The sequence below is a fragment of the Sphingobacterium sp. CZ-2 genome, assembly GCF_004526235.1.
Taxonomy (GTDB): domain Bacteria; phylum Bacteroidota; class Bacteroidia; order Sphingobacteriales; family Sphingobacteriaceae; genus Sphingobacterium; species Sphingobacterium tenebrionis.
The window spans coordinates 3,020,204-3,037,497 of record NZ_CP038159.1; the positions used below are offsets into that span (position 1 = coordinate 3,020,204).

Genomic DNA, 17,294 nt, shown 5'->3' on the forward strand with positions numbered 1-17,294 from the left:
TCTTTGGGTAGATCATTTTTTTGATGGTGGATTTTAATCCTCTTCTAAATTAAAATCATCACCATCAAATAAAAACTCGCCAAATAGTGGCTCTTGTTCTGTTGTTAATACTTCATCTTTTATCATATCATTTAATTTTTATCAAATGTAAAAGATGAACTTTATTGGAATATTATTCTAATGTTAATTTTATGTGAAATCCGAAAGGCTTAACTTGTTCATTAAAATAATACTTTCTTCTGCCCAGGTTTGTCCGAAATCATAGCGATTACGGTTTAAATCACTGTTGTATAAAACGGGACCTTCGGTTGCAGGTCCGTACAAGTATAAGGGATAATCAGAATGTTTCCCTTTAACTTTTCCGTTTGTTTCCAAATTGATTTTACCATCATCATATTCCCCATTTTTGAACACTGTAAAAATTCTCTTTTTGTAAAGGTTTGTAAAAAGCCTATTGTTTTCACATTTCAGGTTTTCTTTTGGCTTGGTGCTATCGATCAGATAGGAAAAGAAATGTTGGTCTTTTTTTGATTTCAATAAGAAGCCCTGTTCTTGGATCTCGATTTCTGGAGTCTCGGAAAACAGAAAGGAAATATATCCTTGCTTTAGTAGACAGAAGAATTTTTCGGATATTTCACGTGCAGGTCCTAAACTGATCTGGAAGATATAGTTCAACCAATAGTCATCTACATGTTTTTGTGCATAAGGGGTAAATCCCCCAAATTCATATAGTTTACAGATTTGCAAGAATCCCTCACGCATTGCTCCGGTTGCTGCACCCATGGTGCTGTTCAATTCTCCAGGTTGCATGGCGATTAGACAGAAGGTAGTCAGGTCCGCTATAAACTCATTATAATTTACATCCTTAGCGACATTTGAATAGGTAACAGGATCTAATAAGGCATTGATCGAAAATCGAGTCCTTTCATCCTGTATTGCTATGAAATGCAATACCTCTTCGTGGCTAACCGTCTTCAGATGGTCCAGCATGGAATAAAATGCATGCTGAATCTCTTTTTTATAAAGAGGTAGAATATCCGTTGTAAAATCGATATTTCCTTTTTTTGCCTTCAATTCCTCTACCCAGGCGTCGGTCATATAGAGCAGTTCATATTTATGGTCCGACCAATAGGTATTTCTTGGTAAGGTAGGGAGATTTGTTCTGGAAAATGGATATATTTTTGGTTCCAATCCCGTGGGAATGTATTGGAATTCCTGATCGTTCTTATAGAACACGCCTCCTCTGCCTTCAGTCAAATGTAGGATGGTATCCATAAAGTTGATGCCAGACCCTTTAATGACGACTTCGGAATTTGCTGGGATCCTATCCAAATGCTCCAAAGAATGCACTGATTCGATAAAGCGATCCAGGGATTGATCACTATCCTTGATGAATTTTAAGAGGTTATTTTTATTGCTGTGGCCGATGCTAATTAACGTACTTTGGTATGGAAAGATTAATTTCTTATCCTCATTATATAGATAAGCTGTCTTTCCTTGGATTTCCAGATCGCAAATTTCTTCCTGGATTAAACTCAGTTCGATTTGATCACCTATTCCTGCAATAGTTTTTAAGACACAATCCATCAGGTAAAGACCAAATAGTTCCCTACTGCAGTGATCAGATTTTAGGGGTTCCTGTTCAATTGTTCTATTTTCCCTTATCCATTCCAATAGGGTTAACGATTCAGATGAAATAGTATCCCGATCTGTTTTCCATGCTGAAAGGTCTGCGATACATTCGTGTACCAAAAGATAGTTTGGGGTAGTAGGATTGTATTGTTGCCCCGCCCCAAAATTCTTGTTTTTATTATACCAATGTATATGGAATTTCCGATTGCCTATGGCTTCTTTGCTTAGGGAAAGTAAGCTTTCTAACGCATAAAAACCAAATGGTCCTCCGCCAATTATAGCGATATAGTCAGTATGCTCCTCAAATTTTATCTGATTATTTGTTTTTATTAAAGGGTTAATCCGGTCGTCAATTGTCCTAGCCTCCTGCAGTAAATGCATCGAATTCCATATCATATTTCCTTGTTTTTACCTGCCTAGCGATAATACCTATTTTTTCATTTTTTATGTATTTGATGGCAAATTACAATGGATTATTATCACAGATGAAACTTAATAGCATTAACATAGAATTATATTCTTTAAAAAATTAAAATAACTCAATTCGTTAATATTATTTCGTTCATCAGGATTTAGCCCAATATTTTTTATAATTTGGAAGTCTTGTAAATCAGCTATTTGAAAAATATTTTAGAAGAATATGCTAATTTTCGATAAATACGCAATGAAAGTAATTGAGGGAAATAAGTTTAATTATCAAAATATTAATTAAAAACTGTTAAAATTGGTTCGATTGATTGGAGGATTCCAACCTTCCAAAAGACTTCCTAATAATATCAAAAGCCCTTAACCTTTTTTCATCATCATAAATATAGTTTGTGGTCATAATCTCATCTGCATTTACCCTTTCGATCAACCCTTTCAACTGCTCCGCAATCTCTTCTTCATTTCCAATAATCGTACTGGAAACCATGGAATTAACTGCATTTTCGATCTCCGGAATTCCTTCGTAGATTAAGCGTTCGGTAGGAGGGGACAAGGGTCTGCGGTGATTGGTGACAATTCCTGCAAATAGATTGAACAGACTGCTTGCTAATAACCTAGCTTCTTCATTCGTCTCTCCGGCAATAATATTCACACAGACCATAAAATACGGTTCTTTTAACTGGGCAGAAGGTTTGAAATGTTCTCGATAGATCATGGCTGCCCTTTCCAACATCGCAGGGGCAAAATGCGCAGCAAAAGCATAGGGAAGGCCAAGTTCAGCAGCGAGGTAAGCACTGTCTGTACTGGAGCCCAGTATCCAGATTGGAATATCCAATCCTTCCCCCGGAAAAGCACGCACCTTGGCATGTACATTCTCGGCACTGAAATATTGTTGCAGGGCCATCACATCATCCTTGAAATAAAAGGCGGTGTTCATGTTATTGCGCCTTAAAGCCATGGCGGTCAATTGATCTGTTCCTGGCGCGCGGCCAAGACCCAAATCGATACGTCCTGGATAAATAGATTCCAAGGTTCCGAATTGTTCGGCAATGACCAAGGGTGCATGATTAGGTAGCATGACTCCTCCGGATCCTACTCGTATATTTTTGGTACTACCCGCGATATGGCCAATCAACACCGAAGTCGCCGAGCTCGCAATGTGCTCCATATTATGGTGCTCCGCCAACCACATGCGCGTATAACCTCTTTCATCTATATATTCAGCTCCTTTCTTTGCTCTTTCAATCGCATCGGAAGCAGTTTTGTTCTTACATAAACTCGCTAATTCTAAAACAGAATATTTGATATTTTTCATAGGCATAAAGATAATCATTAGCAAGGCCTAGATTTGTAATCCCAATGTATGGAATTATAGGAATAAAGTCAATTTAAGCCAGTTTTTTGCAGGCAATGATGATCAATTGATTGTTGATATCCGTAGTAAAGAATAGGTAGGTAGAGCCGCCATCCTTGATCTTAAATTTCTTCTTGATCACCTCCACCTTATCCGGAAAATTTCGAATGGCAATATTGGCCTGTGGCCAAGGGTTTTCCTTCTTCAAGCTGGAATACGGCCGAACATCCAAAATCTCAAAAATCCTTCCTGGGAAATTAACCTGTAGTTGATCAGAGGTGTAGATATGGGCATGCTGATGGATCTTGCCCAAGCCAAAGTATTTACCGATGGATTTGAAAGCGCCAGCTTTACTGATAGAAACATCCGGATCATATAGGTATTTCTGGGGCAACAGAAAGCGACTAATGATCGCCCGCTCTTCCTCGTAAGTGAATTCAAAGGTCTGTAGTTGATCCTGAAATAAACGAATGGATCGAATGGTACATTCCCCTTCATAGCCACGCTCCTGAATGAACAGTAATTCCTTACAATCATTGTCCAGCGAGATCACATAAACAAATCGAACATGCTTTAAACTTGATAAGGCTGTAGAAATGTCCAGGAGGGGGGATAACTTACTGATCACATACCGGCTTTTGCGAAGAAAAAGCGTTTGGTTGGCAACTATATTTGGTTCACAGTCTTCCAACAGGAAAACCTTCCCCTGATTTACCCTCCGCGAAGGATCTACATAGATATAGTCAAAGGCATCATCTTCCGCATCTTCCAAAAAGGCAATTCCATCGGTCGCTATGCATTTAAGGTTGTTCACCCTCAGGATCCGGGCATTGTAGGCAACTATTTCAGACAGTTTTTCATTGAGTTCACAATGGATAACTTCCTCCGCTTCCTGGGCGAGATAACAACTATCCACACTGAATCCACCTGTCAGATCGATCACTCGAGATCCTTTGGCAATTAAGGTCTGTTTGATTAATGCAGTATGTTCGGAAGAACATTGTTCCAGGTTTATTTTATCCGGATAATAGATGCCCTCACTATAAGCCCAAGTAGGCAATTTCTTGACGCTTCGTTGCCAACCGTCAATCTGTGAGGCCAATTCTGCCGAACTAACATTTTGAAAGGGACTTTTTTTCAAAGCAATTTCCGAGGGACTTTTTTCCCGGTTTGCCTTAATGAATTGTTGTACTTCCTTATCTAAAATGTTTCTATTCATCTTTCTTCTTCACCAGTATCTGGCAGGTATAACTATCCTTAAGTTCGCGAATAATTTCCTTATTTACCAATACCCGGTCAATAGTTTCTTGATTATAATAACGAATGGTGATCAATTCCAGTCCTTGTTCTTTGGAAACCTTATAGCGTTTTTCCAATTGTTGAAGTAGATTCATCACATTTTCACCTGTATCATCCACACTCACCGAAAAACTGATCGCAGAGTTGTGCATCATGTTGATCTTGATCCGGTGTTTATGGAACAGATCGAAGATATGGCTCAGGTTGTCCTCTACAATAAAAGAGAAATCCCGAGGTTGGATATTGATGAAAACCTGATTGACCTTGAAAATAAAGGAAGGAACAGGTAAGGTCTGATTCGTTGTTTTTATTTGAGTACCAGGGGCTTCAGGGTTTAAGAATGACCTTACATTCAAGGTGATCTTCTTATTCTGTAGCGGTTTGATGGTCTTCGGATGGATGACCGTCGCACCGTAATAGGTCAGTTCGATGGCATCGGTATAGGATAATTCAGGGATCAGTTCTGTGCGTTCAAACCATTTTGGATCCGCGTTCAATACACCCGGTACATCTTTCCAGATGGTAATATTTTCTGCATTCAAACTAGCTGCAAAAATTGCCGCAGAATAATCCGAACCTTCACGACCTAAAGTCGTCGTGAAATTTTCAGAAGTTGATCCTATAAACCCTTGTGTAACAATGACCTGCTCATCTAATATAAACGGAAGATCCCGACGGATTTTTTCCTCCGTCTTTTCCCAATCCACTTTGCCTTCCTGATAGGTATTGTCTGTTAGGATATAATCGCGGGCATCGATCCATTGGATCGGCACACCTACATGTTTTCCATAGGCAGCTACTATTTTGGTAGATAGTAATTCGCCAATGGAAACGATCTGGTCAAACAGATAGTCGAATTCATCTTGAGGCTCTTCCTCCAAAATCCATTCCACCTCTACAAAGGTATTGGCGATGTCATCATAGACCGGATGGGTTCTGGATTCAAACAGTTCATCCAATATCTGGAAGTGTTCCTGCTTCAGTTGTTCCAATAAACCAAAATAGTCTCCTTCCTGCTTAACGTAATTCGTCGTGATTTTTGCCAGCTTATCTGTCGTTTTCCCAATAGCGGATACCACTACCAATAATTCGGAATTTCTATATTTCTCAACGATTGAAACGACATTTTTGATGTTCTCTGCACTCTTTACTGATGCACCACCAAATTTAAATACCTGCATTTATGCTATTAAATTGAATGAAAATATGCTTTTAAATTATCAATGTACAATTTCCCTTTCTGCGTGAGCAGATCATCGACTTGTGCATAAGGGATAACTATACTGGTTGTACCTTCGGCATAAGGTTTTATCTCATAAGGATTGTAATGGAATAGAAAACCATCTTTTGTGATCCCATAGTTGGCAGCTAACGAAAAATTGCCATTTTCGAAGAAATAGCCATTCGCTAAACTGCTCGTATCGGAGAGCCCTTCTTTAGTCCGAAAAATATTTTCTGCAATTTTAGTAAATTCTTTCATCTTATTATCAGAAATGAATGCATTTAGCTCCAATTTTCTGTTGTTTTCGATATCAAAAACAGATAAATTCTCAAAAAAGTTGCCATGTGCACCTCCTGAGTATTCATATGTTCCGTTTTTTATGCAGATAAGCCTTGGTGTATTGAGGATCAGTCCAACCTTAGTGCTCTTGGTCCAGGCAATCGGATAATTCAGGTTATTCTCCTCTACAAAATTTCCATAACCTTCGATAAAATTATTGACATAGGTTTTGATATCCGGTTCTCCTTCGAGTAAAATGGTCTGATCGACCAATTGGTTCAGACTGCTATCCTCGAATTTTGGATAGATGACCTCGGCATAGCTCGTGTCCATCTGGTCCTCATGGGAGGCAATATAGGGACTGAGGATCCGTAAGCTATCCATGCTATATGAAAGGGTATCCTTTGCCACAGCCGTATTTCCATTGGAAGTCAATGGATTTTCCTTCTGGTTGTTCTGACAGGCAAATACGCCCACTATTCCTAAAACCAAAAATCCTGATTGATATACCCGTTTAAAAATTGATATTAACATTGACCCACCCCTCATCAAAATTGCTGTTATATTTTTTATAAAAGTTTATTGCCGGCTCATTCCAATCCAAAACCTGCCACATCATGCCGCTAAATCCAGCTTCTTTGGCGTATTTGATCGTATGGTCCATCAATAATTTTCCTAATCCTTTCCCACGCATCTCTTCGGTAACAATAATGTCCTCCAGATACAATCTCCTGCCTTTCCAAGTCGAATAGCGGATATAATAGAGTGAAATCCCTACAATTATTCCTTCGTGCTCCGCTACAAAAGCCCACCATACTGGGTGCTCGCCAAAACCGGCCTCTTCAAACTCCGCCATACTAACCGTTACCTCCTCCGGAGCCTTCTCGTATAAGGCCAATTCCCTAACCAGTTCCATCAATCGCGGACAATCCGCTTTGACAGCTCTTCGAATATTGAACTCCATTAGTTGGCTTTATAATGTTTGATAACTCGTTTTCCGAAAATCGTGCTGCCCAATCTCACCATATTAGCGCCCTGTTCAATCGCAATCTTATAGTCGGAGGACATGCCCATCGATAAAATATCGAAACTTACTTCCTTTCGGAAATAGGTGGTCTTGATACCATCAAAGAAAATTTTCAATTCGTAGAACTCTTCTTTGATGATCTTTTCATTTTCCGTATTTGTTGCAATCCCCATCAATCCGCGAATACGGATATTCTTGAACTCCTGAAACTCCTCGCTGCGTAACAGTTCGATCAATTCAGCATGGTCCAATCCGAACTTCGTATCCTCATCTGCAATGAAAACCTGCAATAAGCAATCAATAACCCGATTGTTTTTTAAGGCTTGCTTATTTATTTCCGCAAGTACCTTCAGGGAATCCACGGAGTGGATCAAAGAGACAAAAGGGGCAATGTATTTGACCTTATTGGTCTGTAGATGCCCAACCAGATGCCATTCAATATCCTTTGGCAGTTCTTCATACTTAGCGAGCATTTCCTGTACCTGGTTTTCACCAAATAATCGTTGCCCGGCTTCATAGGCCTCTAAGATGTCCTCATTTGGCTTGGTCTTGGAAATAGCCACCAATTGAACGCCAATAGGTTGTAGTTCTTGTTGTAATTCCGAAATATTGCTTGCTATGCTCATAAGTAAATTCGATCCTTCCTAACTAATTAAGAAAGCTATTTCGTAGCTTTTCTGTATTTTTGTTCAAATTTACAAAATGCAGCGATTAATACTGGTTTTATCCCTTTTGTTTTTTCTAGGAACTTCCTGTAAGAAGTCCAGGCCATCAGGTGTGTTGAAGGAGGAAGATTTTGTTAATCTGATGACTGAGGTGCATATTTTAGATGGTTATATTGTGTCTTTGCCTGTAGATAGTGCTCGAAAAGTGATCGATCCGCTCTACCTGGAAATATTAGCAAAGTATGACCTGGATACCGCTACCTTCAGTAAGAACCTGGATTACTACATGGCAGATTCTAAGCTGACAGGTAAGGCTTATGAAGGGATTGTGAACAAATTGCAGGCAGAAGAGATGGATTTTGCGCGTCAGGATTCCTTAAAAAATGTTAAATATCAGGACTCTTTGGCCAGTGCATTCCGGGACCAGCGTTGGGTAGAACTGTTGAACAATATGATCATGAATGCGAAAGCAGATTCCATGGAAATGTCGCCAGCAGAATATACCCGCAGGATGTATGAACTTTCGGGTATCCAATATATGTGGAACAGGAATCTATATACTGGTTTTAACGAAAAGCCTATAAGTCCTGGGCCAGCACCATTACCGATGCCGGGGGGCGCTGTACCTACAGAAGTAATTGTTGAAGATACCGTGAAAAAGGAACCTCAGGTGGATACGCCAGTACGACCAAGGGATCCAAGATTTAAACCGGTGACCCGGCCTAAGAAAAGCATGGTTACCCCATTGAAATTAGAATAAGCATGATTTATCCGAAGAATGCGGGAGAAAAGTTAGGATTTACGGAGATTAAAGAGCTTATTAAAGCGAAATGTATCAGTGATGCCGGAAAAGAGTTGGTGGATAAGATCCAACCTCAGGCAAAATTGGATCTGATCGATAGGTTCTTAAGGCAGACCAGCGAATTCAAGGATTTGCTGCAGCATGATGCGCCATTGCCTGTAGATCATTTTTACCCCATAAAAAACCTGGCCGAGAAGGCCAAAGTAGAAGGAGCTTTCCTCTTTGAGGATGAGTTCCATCGTATATTGCTGTCTTTAAGGACAGTATACGCCATTATTCGTTATTTCAACGAAAGGGCACAACAATACCCTAATCTGGAACTGTTGTTCGAGCATCTACCGATCGAGAAATCCATCATTAAAAGTATCGAAATGGTGATCGATGAACGGGGCAAGATTAAGGACAATGCTTCCCGACTGCTGTTGGATATCAGCCAACAGATTACAAAGTCGGAACAGGAAGCTAGGAAACGTATCGATAGTGTTTTTAAACAGGCACAGGCCAATGGATGGACTGCAGATGGAAATCTGACCATTCGGGATGGCCGTCTCTGTATTCCAATACTTGCTGAAAACAAACGCAAAATCAAGGGCTTGATCCATGATGAGTCGGCAACTGGTCAAACAGCTTATATTGAGCCGGAAGAAGTCTTCCATTTGAACAATAAGGTAAGGGATCTGGAGTTTGAGCGAAGACGGGAGATTATCCGAATCTTGACTTCCTTAACCAGCGAATTGAGACCACACGTACCTTTGCTGTTTGCTTACCATGGCTTGTTGACCAAGCTGGATTTCGTTCGTGCCAAGGCATTATTTGCCATGGATATCGAAGCGAATATGCCCGAGCTATCTAAGGTGGCCGAGGTCTCCTTGGTCAATGCGAAACATCCGTTGTTACTGATGGCTTCAAGACAAGAAGGGCATCCCTCGGTTGTTCCGTTGAACCTGAAGATTGATGATACAGACCGTGTACTTTTGGTCTCTGGACCCAACGCAGGTGGAAAATCCGTCTGTATGAAAACCGTAGGTCTCCTACAGTTGATGTTTCAGTCAGGATTGTTAATACCCTGTGATCCAATATCTAAGTTGGGAGTTTTTAAACAGGTCTTTGCGGATATCGGAGATGATCAATCCATTGATTCGGATTTGAGTACCTATAGTGCCCACTTATCCAAGATGAAGCATTTTGCGCAGTTTTCAGATGCGAGGACCATGGTCCTAATCGATGAGTTTGGAACCGGTACGGACCCTCAATTCGGTGGACCGATTGCTGAGGCAGTCCTGGAGGTATTGAACAAGAAAAAGATCAGAGGTGTAATTACCACGCACTATAGTAACCTGAAACTCTTTGCCAGCCATACCGAAGGGATCGAAAATGCATCGATGCTTTTTGATAATGAGGCGATGAAACCTATGTACATCCTACAAACAGGAAAACCCGGAAGTTCTTATGCTTTTGAAATTGCACAGAATATTGGTCTTCCAAAGGAAATCCTGCATTTGGCAAAACAAAAGATCGGTGTGCAACAAAAGAAGGTAGATACCTTATTGGTGGATCTGGAAAGGGAGAAAAAAGAGATTTTTGATACGAAAAGGGCGATCAGTCTGAGGGAGAAGGAGATATTATCGGAACAGACTGAGTTGAATTCCTTGAAATCCTATTTGGAGGAGAATAAGCGTCAATTGTTGAAAGACGCAAAAGAAGAAGCAAGGCAGATCATCAAGGATGCAAACAAACTGGTAGAGAATACTATTTCCAATATTAAGAGTGTGCAGGCGGATAAGGAAAAGACAAAGGAATTGCGTTCCGGTCTTCAAAAGGCAGCAGATTCGCTGAAGGAAAAAACAGTTAAGGAAGTGAATAAACCAGGCCTTACCGCTGTGCCAGATGCAGATCTAGAAGTAGGGGATTGGGTTCGGATCTTGGATTCTGGAAACGAGGGGCAGGTTATTGAAATCGCCAAGAACAATTTAATCCTTGCTTTAGGTGAGCTTCGTACCGTGGTTAAAAAGAACAAGGTAGAAAAGCTTCGAGGAAAAGAAAAGGCGAAAGTCGCTAAGCGTTTTAAATCGGTTGCGAGTGAGTCTGTGGCAGATTTCAGCCCGGAGATTGATGTTCGTGGTATGCGGACGGAGGATGCTTTAGGGAAGATCGAATTGGTTTTGGATAGGGCGGTGATGATCGGTTATCCATCCTTGAAAATTATCCACGGAAAAGGGGATGGGATATTACGTAAGTTTATTAGAGATTACCTTAGAAAATACAATCAAGTGAGCAGGTTTGAGGATGAACATGCCGATAGAGGCGGAGATGGGATTACTTATGCTTATCTGGATTGATAAATAGATACCGCGTCATTGCGAGGAGGTACGACGAAGCAATCTTTGTACTTTGTCATCCTGAGAAGCATCGAAGGATCTGTATGGGTACCAGATGTAGATGCTTCGACTTCGCTCAGCATGACATGGGTAAAGATTGCTTCGTTCCTCGCAATGACGTGGTTTCACGATGAAGCGGCTATACCATGACGCGGTTTCTTTCAAATAATTATCACAAAATTATTATCACAAAACTAATCTCCCAATAGTCTTCTTAATCCAACCATTGTTCATACATATTGCAAGTAATGTGCAAGTAAGGTTCAAGTGAGTAAAGTCACTTACAACTCACTTACAAGTCACTTACACCTCACTTGCACCTCGTACACAATAACTTTTTTTTTAGCTAACAGATTAATACCTTTACCTAAGATTATTCCTGTTACGATGAATGATTTATCCCGGTAGAAATGTCATTCTGCGAGAAAACTTTTCCACATTTTGAAAAATGTTAAAATTTGTTAATTTTCTAATTTTTAGTGTTTTTCGTTGCTAATATTTTAAACAATGATAATAGTTGCTGTGAAAACTATTTAAAATTCTAATTTTTGTTTACTCGAATCTGCCATAAAGATGCAAAAAGGTGGGTGTGAGTATATTAAGTTTATGTTAAGGGTTATTTAAAGTCAATCTGACTTTTTACTTTTGCGCAGTAAAAACAACTTAACATATGGAAAAAATTTCTACTAAACTGATTGCCATTTTTGCATTGGTACTTCTATGTAACGTTACATGGGCGCAAAACCTGTTACAAGGAAGAGTTACTAATGGAACTGATCCTTTATCAGGAGCAACTATCTTGGTAAAAGGTACTTCTGTAGGTAGTTCTACAGATGCAAATGGTAACTTCTCAATTAATGCTCCTCTCCAAACCGGAACATTAGTTGTGAAAATGTTGGGCTACCTTACTTCAGAGGTAGAGTTCTCAGCAAACAAATTAAATTTAGGAACTATTGTATTAGTTGAATCAGGTTCTCAAGAATTAGGTGAAGTAGTTGTAATTGGTAAAGGGATTATTGATATCGCTGATCGTAAAACTCCAATTGCGGTTTCAACAATAACTCCTTTAGAGATTCAGGAAAAAAGTGGTGCAAACGTTGAATTCCCTGAGTTAATGAAAAACACACCTTCTGTTTACATTGCTGACCAAGCAAGCGGATTTGGTGATTCAAAAATGTTTGTTCGTGGTTTTGATCAATCAAACACAGCATTCTTATTGAACGGTCAGCCAATCAACGGTATGGAAGATGGTAACATGTACTGGTCTAACTGGTCTGCCATGTCTGATGTGGCTAATTTGATTCAGATCCAAAGAGGTTTGGGTTCTTCAAAATTAGCGATCTCTTCGGTAGGGGGTACAGTAAACATCGTAACTAAAGCTACTGAATTGAATAGAGGTGGTTCTGTACGTATGGAAACTGGTAACGATGGATTAGCTAAAGCAACTTTGGTTTACAATACCGGTATGGTAGGTAAATGGGGTTTCTCCATGATGGTAAATGGATGGAGAGCGGATAAAAAATATGCTTTAGGTACCGCAGGTGCTGGTCAAAACTATTTCTTTTCTGTTGGTTATCAACCAAACGAAAACCATAATTTGAACTTTATGATCTTTGGTGCACCTCAATGGCATGACCAAAACTATTCTAAACCATTAGTTTCTGGTTACAGATCAAATAATACTATTCTTCAAACTCCAGGTTATGATATCACTGGTGAGAAAGGTAACAATAACTATGGTTGGTACAAAGGAGAAGGTTTGTCACAAAGAACAAACTTCTACCACAAACCAGTAAGTAATATTAACTGGGACTGGACAATTTCAGATAGAACATCATTATCTACTGTATTATATGCATCAATTGGTAAAGGTGGTGGTACAGGTATCTTAGGAAATGGTCCTGGATTTACGTTAAATGGTTATGATGCAAATAATGGAACAACCAACTGGGATGTTCTTGCAGATTTGAATACTAAATTAACGAATGGAATTTCTCAAGGAAATAACGGTACGACTTTAAGAGCTTCTGTAAATAACCACTTTTGGTATGGATTAGTTTCAAACTTTAACATTGAAGCTAGTGAGTATTTATCTTACAATGTGGGTATGGATTTAAGATTCTACAAAGGAGATCACTTCCAACAATTGGTTGATTTATTAGGTGCACAAGGTAGAGTTGCAGAATCAAGCACTAGACCAGAGATTAATCCACATAAAAGAAACGTTGTTACAGAGACTTATTCTACTAATCCTTGGGAACATTTGTTCAGAAAAAGCCCAAGCTTAGATCAACGAGTAGCTTATGATAACAGTGAGAATATCAATTATCAAGGTGTTTTCGGACAAGTTGAATATGCTGATGATCAATTTTCGGTATTTGTTCAAGGAGCAATGTCTAACCAAGGATACCAAAAAATTGATCGTTGGAACTATGCAGAAGGCGAGAAGAAATCTAAATTTGACAATAAATTTGGTTACAACCTTAAAGGAGGTATGGCATATTCTTTCGTAGAAGGTCAAACTGTGTTTGCGAACATCGGTCATTACTCTCGTCAACCATTCTTGGATAATGTATTTATTTCAAACACTGTTGATTTTGCAGATCCTGAAGTTAAAAATGAGAAAATCTTTGGTTTAGAAGCTGGTTATAAATTTACAACAGAAATGTTTGATGTGAATTTGAATGGTTACTATACAACTTGGAAAAACCGCTTTACAGATTACGGTGCTAGAGATTATGTTGTAGGTTCTGATACTTACCAAAGTGTTACTTATTTATTCACTGGTGTAGGTCAAGCTCATAAAGGTTTGGAATTAGATTTTAATGCTCGTGTATTGTCTAATCTTACTTTAAGAGGTTATGGTTCAATTGGTGACTGGAAATATGATGGAAAATCTCCTTACCGTGTAAGAGATAATGATTCTTTCAACATTATTTTTGAAGATAAAAATGGTCAAGATTTAACAGGAGTTAAAGTTGGTAATGCGGCACAAACAACCTTTGGTTTAGGTGCTAAATATTTTATTCTTCCTCACTTCTCGATCGATGCAGATTTTAACCACTTTGCAAGATTATATGGTAATGTGAATGTGGATGATATCATTGCTTCATCTTTAAAAGGTGAAGTTTACCAATCTGAAAAATTAGATAGTTACAACATTATTGATGCGGGTTTAAGTTATACGTTCAACTTGAAAAACAGCCAGAAATTGAAATTCAGAGGTAATGTTAAAAACCTTTTGAACGAAGATTACTTCTCTCGTAAAGATGCGTATGGATATTTCTACGGTGTAGGAACAACTTGGAATGCTGGTTTAACTTACAGCTTCTAATCAAGATAAGATGAAATAGAAACGGGCAAATCGAAAGATTTGCCCGTTTTTTTTTAAATAAATTTTAAAAATTCGGTTTCAATAAATACTTATCGTAGAACCTAAATATGTGTTCAACAGCTTCCTCCGCTGTATCCACCATCCTATAAAGATTCAAATCTTCTTCACTGATATATTTGTTCGTCAGCATGGTTCCTTTGATCCAATCAAACAATCCGGACCAATAGCTTGATCCTACCAAGACAATAGGGAAACGGGCAATCTTACCTGTTTGGATCAGGGTGACGGCCTCAAACAATTCATCCATCGTTCCGAATCCACCAGGCATCACAATATATCCCTGCGAATACTTCATGAACATGACCTTGCGCACGAAGAAATAATTAAACTCCAATAGTTTGTCCCTATCGATGTATTTATTGTGGAACTGCTCATGTGGCAGTTCAATATTCAATCCTACGGATTTACCACCAGCGGTATAAGCCCCTTTATTTGCAGCTTCCATAATACCTGGTCCACCACCTGAAATCACACCATATCCACGTTCTGCCAATAAACTGGCAATCTGTACCGTCATCTGGTAATATTTGTGTTCATCCGGAGTTCTTGCCGATCCAAATATGGAAACACAGGGACCAATCTTTGCCAATTTCTCAAATCCATCCACGAACTCCGCCATGATTTTGAAGATCTGCCAAGAGTCCTTTACTTTTATTTCCTGCCAAGTCTTGTTGGCGAAGGAACTTAATATTCTGTCATTTTGCGTCATAAATATAAATTATAAACAGCAGGCTTTCTAAAAATAGCCTTTCCTGTTTGTTGTAATATAGCATAATAATTAAAATTCAAGAAATGTTTGCAGTAGTTTTTTTGATTATTAAATCGGAATAATTATATTTAATTAATTAACCAAAAAACGTTTTAGTTCTTTTAAAAACAAATAAAACCTAAATGAACAGAAGAAAATTTATCAGCAGTGCTGCACTTGGTGCGGCGGCTTTTACTATCCTTCCTCGTCATGTAATGGGAGGTAATGGATTTCTGGCACCCAGTGATCGGATCAATTTGGGATATATTGGGGTAGGTAAGCAGGTGGGGACTTTATTGAATGGATTGATGAGCCTTCCGGAAACGATGGTGCTGGCTGCTGCGGATGTAGACAGTACGAAACTGAACAGTTTCCTAAATGCTGCCAATAAACGGAATGCAGAAAAATCAGGCCAGCAAGTAGAAGGGTATAAGAATTACCGCGATCTACTTGCCAGAAAGGATATCGATGCGGTGGTGATCGCCTCTCCAGACCATTGGCATGCCATGCATGTAGTGGATGCGGCCAAAGCGGGAAAAGATATCTATTGTGAGAAGCCTTTGGCGCTGACCATTGATGAAGGCCGAGCTATGGTGGATGCCACCCGGAAATATAAAAGGGTGCTGCAGACGGGTTCCATGCAACGCTCTCAACATAATTTTAGGCATGCTGCTGATTTGATCCGTAATGGATATATCGGTGATATCAAGGAAGTCAATGTCTCTATCGGAGAACCTGTAGTGGAATGTGATCTGCCTTCAATGGAAGCTCCTGCACACCTCGATTGGGACTCTTGGGTTGGCCCTTCTCTATACCGAGGCTATAATCCCATCCTAAGTCCACCCATCAATGCACCAGAATGGGCATTATGGCGTTTGTACCATGGTTTTGGGGGTGGTTATATCACCGATTGGGGCGCACATATGTTCGATATCGTTCAGTGGGCGCTTGGAATGGATAACTCCGGGCCTGTGTCTTTTACACCTCCGGATATACCAAAAGCTAAGGAAGGACTCTACTTTACCTATAAGAATGGGGTGAAAGTGCATCATAAGTCCTGGGGGAAATTCAATGCTATTCAATTTATAGGTACCGAAGGTAAGATCGAAGTAGCCCGAGAATTTTTGACTTCGGATAAGACCAATCTTCCAAAATCAGCGATCGCTGAAAAGGATCGTAAGGTGTACTACTCGGAAAACCATTACAGGGATTTTGTGGATGCGATCAAAAAACGTTCTAAACCGATCTGTGATGTGGAAATAGGGCATCGAACAGCTACGGTTTGTAATGCGGTGAACATCGCTTACCAATTACAGAAAACTATACAATGGGATCCGAAAAAAGAGGTTTTTGACAATCCTTTTGCCAATAACCTGAAATCAAGACCTTACCGAGGAAAGTGGGATTATTTGGATTTCTAACTTAATTATTTTGTAATTTTGTGGAATGAACTTTTCCTCCAAACTTCTTGAACAAGCGGTAGAAGAATTTGCTAAGTTACCAGGCGTAGGTAAAAAAACTGCCCTTCGTCTGGTATTGCATCTCTTGAAACAAGCGGATGCTGATGTTTCAAAATTCACTTCTTCCTTGGATCGATTGAAAAGTGAGATCAAATATTGTCGTTCCTGCCACAATATTTCCGATCTGGAGGTATGTGAAATCTGTTCTTCCCCGAAAAGAGATCATTCTTTGGTCTGTGTTGTGGAAGATACCCGGGATGTGATGGCGATAGAAAACACCAATCAGTTCAATGGCGTTTACCATGTGTTAGGAGGATTGATATCCCCGATGGAAGGTGTTGGGCCCGCAGATCTTAAAATTGAGAGTCTGATCGAACGCTTGAGGAATTCACAGGTCCAGGAAGTCATTTTGGCGCTCAGTGCCACCATGGAAGGAGATACCACTATCTTTTACTTATACCGCAAGCTCCGCGAATTTGAACTGCAGATCAGTACCATTGCCAGAGGAATCTCCTTCGGAGGTGAACTGGAATATGTGGATGAGATCACCTTGGGTAGATCCATTGCCACACGTGTACCTTATGAACGAAATGTAGGGTAAATTAAAG

13 protein-coding genes are annotated in these 17,294 nt (G+C 39.6%); 5 read left to right on the plus strand and 8 right to left on the minus strand.

Annotation, left to right across the window (positions count from 1 at the left end; translation table 11 throughout):
• Positions 1 to 189: 189 nt before the first annotated feature.
• The 7 genes from E3D81_RS13270 to E3D81_RS13300 all read right to left on the minus strand — a co-directional run bounded on the left by E3D81_RS13270 (position 190) and on the right by E3D81_RS13300 (position 7,865).
• Positions 190 to 2,028 carry an FAD/NAD(P)-binding protein gene (locus tag E3D81_RS13270; RefSeq protein ID WP_134777743.1) on the minus strand — a complete coding sequence of 613 codons (1,839 nt, stop codon included), beginning with the start codon at positions 2,026 to 2,028 and terminating at the stop codon, positions 190 to 192.
• A gap of 322 nt (positions 2,029 to 2,350) precedes the next feature.
• Complete coding sequence (locus tag E3D81_RS13275) at positions 2,351 to 3,373, minus strand: LLM class flavin-dependent oxidoreductase (RefSeq protein ID WP_134777744.1); 1,023 nt, start codon at positions 3,371 to 3,373, stop codon at positions 2,351 to 2,353.
• Positions 3,374 to 3,446: 73 nt separating this feature from the next.
• Complete coding sequence (locus tag E3D81_RS13280) at positions 3,447 to 4,631, minus strand: class I SAM-dependent methyltransferase (protein ID WP_134777745.1); 1,185 nt, start codon at positions 4,629 to 4,631, stop codon at positions 3,447 to 3,449.
• Positions 4,624 to 5,892 carry an aspartate kinase gene (locus tag E3D81_RS13285; RefSeq protein WP_134777746.1) on the minus strand — a complete coding sequence of 423 codons (1,269 nt, stop codon included), beginning with the start codon at positions 5,890 to 5,892 and terminating at the stop codon, positions 4,624 to 4,626. The genes E3D81_RS13280 and E3D81_RS13285 overlap by 8 nt, the downstream gene beginning before the upstream one ends.
• Before the next feature lie 8 nt (positions 5,893 to 5,900).
• Entirely contained in the window at positions 5,901 to 6,746 is an 846-nt protein-coding gene (locus tag E3D81_RS13290) for a DUF3298 and DUF4163 domain-containing protein (protein WP_167554303.1), read from the minus strand.
• Positions 6,727 to 7,176, minus strand: coding sequence for a GNAT family N-acetyltransferase (locus tag E3D81_RS13295; protein WP_134777748.1), 450 nt, complete (start codon positions 7,174 to 7,176; stop codon positions 6,727 to 6,729). Before E3D81_RS13295 ends, E3D81_RS13290 begins: the two co-directional genes overlap by 20 nt.
• On the minus strand, positions 7,176 to 7,865 hold the full coding sequence (locus E3D81_RS13300; protein WP_134777749.1) for a YggS family pyridoxal phosphate-dependent enzyme: 690 nt from the start codon (positions 7,863 to 7,865) through the stop codon (positions 7,176 to 7,178). The genes E3D81_RS13295 and E3D81_RS13300 overlap by 1 nt, the downstream gene beginning before the upstream one ends.
• Positions 7,866 to 7,941: 76 nt before the next feature.
• Here E3D81_RS13300 and E3D81_RS13305 point away from each other — a divergent pair, with 76 nt between their 5' ends.
• The 3 genes from E3D81_RS13305 (at position 7,942) to E3D81_RS13315 (ending at position 14,418) form a co-directional block, all read left to right on the plus strand.
• Positions 7,942 to 8,664, plus strand: coding sequence for a DUF4296 domain-containing protein (locus E3D81_RS13305; RefSeq protein ID WP_134777750.1), 723 nt, complete (start codon positions 7,942 to 7,944; stop codon positions 8,662 to 8,664).
• Between the two features lie 2 nt (positions 8,665 to 8,666).
• Entirely contained in the window at positions 8,667 to 11,045 is a 2,379-nt protein-coding gene (locus E3D81_RS13310) for an endonuclease MutS2 (RefSeq protein WP_134777751.1), read from the plus strand.
• 709 nt (positions 11,046 to 11,754) lie between these two features.
• Complete coding sequence (locus tag E3D81_RS13315; protein ID WP_134777752.1) at positions 11,755 to 14,418, plus strand: TonB-dependent receptor; 2,664 nt, start codon at positions 11,755 to 11,757, stop codon at positions 14,416 to 14,418.
• Between the two features lie 64 nt (positions 14,419 to 14,482).
• Here E3D81_RS13315 and E3D81_RS13320 read toward each other — a convergent pair whose 3' ends face one another.
• Positions 14,483 to 15,187, minus strand: a complete 705-nt coding sequence (locus E3D81_RS13320; protein ID WP_134777753.1) for a TIGR00730 family Rossman fold protein — start codon at positions 15,185 to 15,187, stop codon at positions 14,483 to 14,485.
• 182 nt (positions 15,188 to 15,369) lie between these two features.
• On the opposite strand from E3D81_RS13320, the gene E3D81_RS13325 reads away from it, so the two are divergent.
• Positions 15,370 to 16,647 (plus strand): Gfo/Idh/MocA family protein, encoded by a 1,278-nt coding sequence (locus tag E3D81_RS13325; RefSeq protein WP_134777754.1) that lies wholly within the window; start codon positions 15,370 to 15,372, stop codon positions 16,645 to 16,647.
• A gap of 25 nt (positions 16,648 to 16,672) precedes the next feature.
• On the plus strand, positions 16,673 to 17,287 hold the full coding sequence (recR, locus tag E3D81_RS13330) for a recombination mediator RecR (protein WP_134777755.1): 615 nt from the start codon (positions 16,673 to 16,675) through the stop codon (positions 17,285 to 17,287).
• Positions 17,288 to 17,294: the final 7 nt, after the last annotated feature.

Bases quoted from the DNA above. Each gene is read 5' to 3' on its own strand.
- E3D81_RS13280 (WP_134777745.1), bottom strand. From the start codon at position 4,631: ATGAATAGAAACATTTTAGATAAGGAAGTACAACAATTCATTAAGGCA.
- E3D81_RS13305 (WP_134777750.1), top strand. From the start codon at position 7,942: ATGCAGCGATTAATACTGGTTTTATCCCTTTTGTTTTTTCTAGGAACT.
- E3D81_RS13275 (WP_134777744.1), bottom strand. From the start codon at position 3,373: ATGAAAAATATCAAATATTCTGTTTTAGAATTAGCGAGTTTATGTAAG.
- E3D81_RS13315 (WP_134777752.1), top strand. From the start codon at position 11,755: ATGGAAAAAATTTCTACTAAACTGATTGCCATTTTTGCATTGGTACTT.
- E3D81_RS13285 (WP_134777746.1), bottom strand. From the start codon at position 5,892: ATGCAGGTATTTAAATTTGGTGGTGCATCAGTAAAGAGTGCAGAGAAC.
- E3D81_RS13320 (WP_134777753.1), bottom strand. From the start codon at position 15,187: ATGACGCAAAATGACAGAATATTAAGTTCCTTCGCCAACAAGACTTGG.
- E3D81_RS13310 (WP_134777751.1), top strand. From the start codon at position 8,667: ATGATTTATCCGAAGAATGCGGGAGAAAAGTTAGGATTTACGGAGATT.
- E3D81_RS13270 (WP_134777743.1), bottom strand. From the start codon at position 2,028: ATGATATGGAATTCGATGCATTTACTGCAGGAGGCTAGGACAATTGAC.
- recR (WP_134777755.1), top strand. From the start codon at position 16,673: ATGAACTTTTCCTCCAAACTTCTTGAACAAGCGGTAGAAGAATTTGCT.
- E3D81_RS13325 (WP_134777754.1), top strand. From the start codon at position 15,370: ATGAACAGAAGAAAATTTATCAGCAGTGCTGCACTTGGTGCGGCGGCT.
- E3D81_RS13295 (WP_134777748.1), bottom strand. From the start codon at position 7,176: ATGGAGTTCAATATTCGAAGAGCTGTCAAAGCGGATTGTCCGCGATTG.
- E3D81_RS13290 (WP_167554303.1), bottom strand. From the start codon at position 6,746: ATGTTAATATCAATTTTTAAACGGGTATATCAATCAGGATTTTTGGTT.
- E3D81_RS13300 (WP_134777749.1), bottom strand. From the start codon at position 7,865: ATGAGCATAGCAAGCAATATTTCGGAATTACAACAAGAACTACAACCT.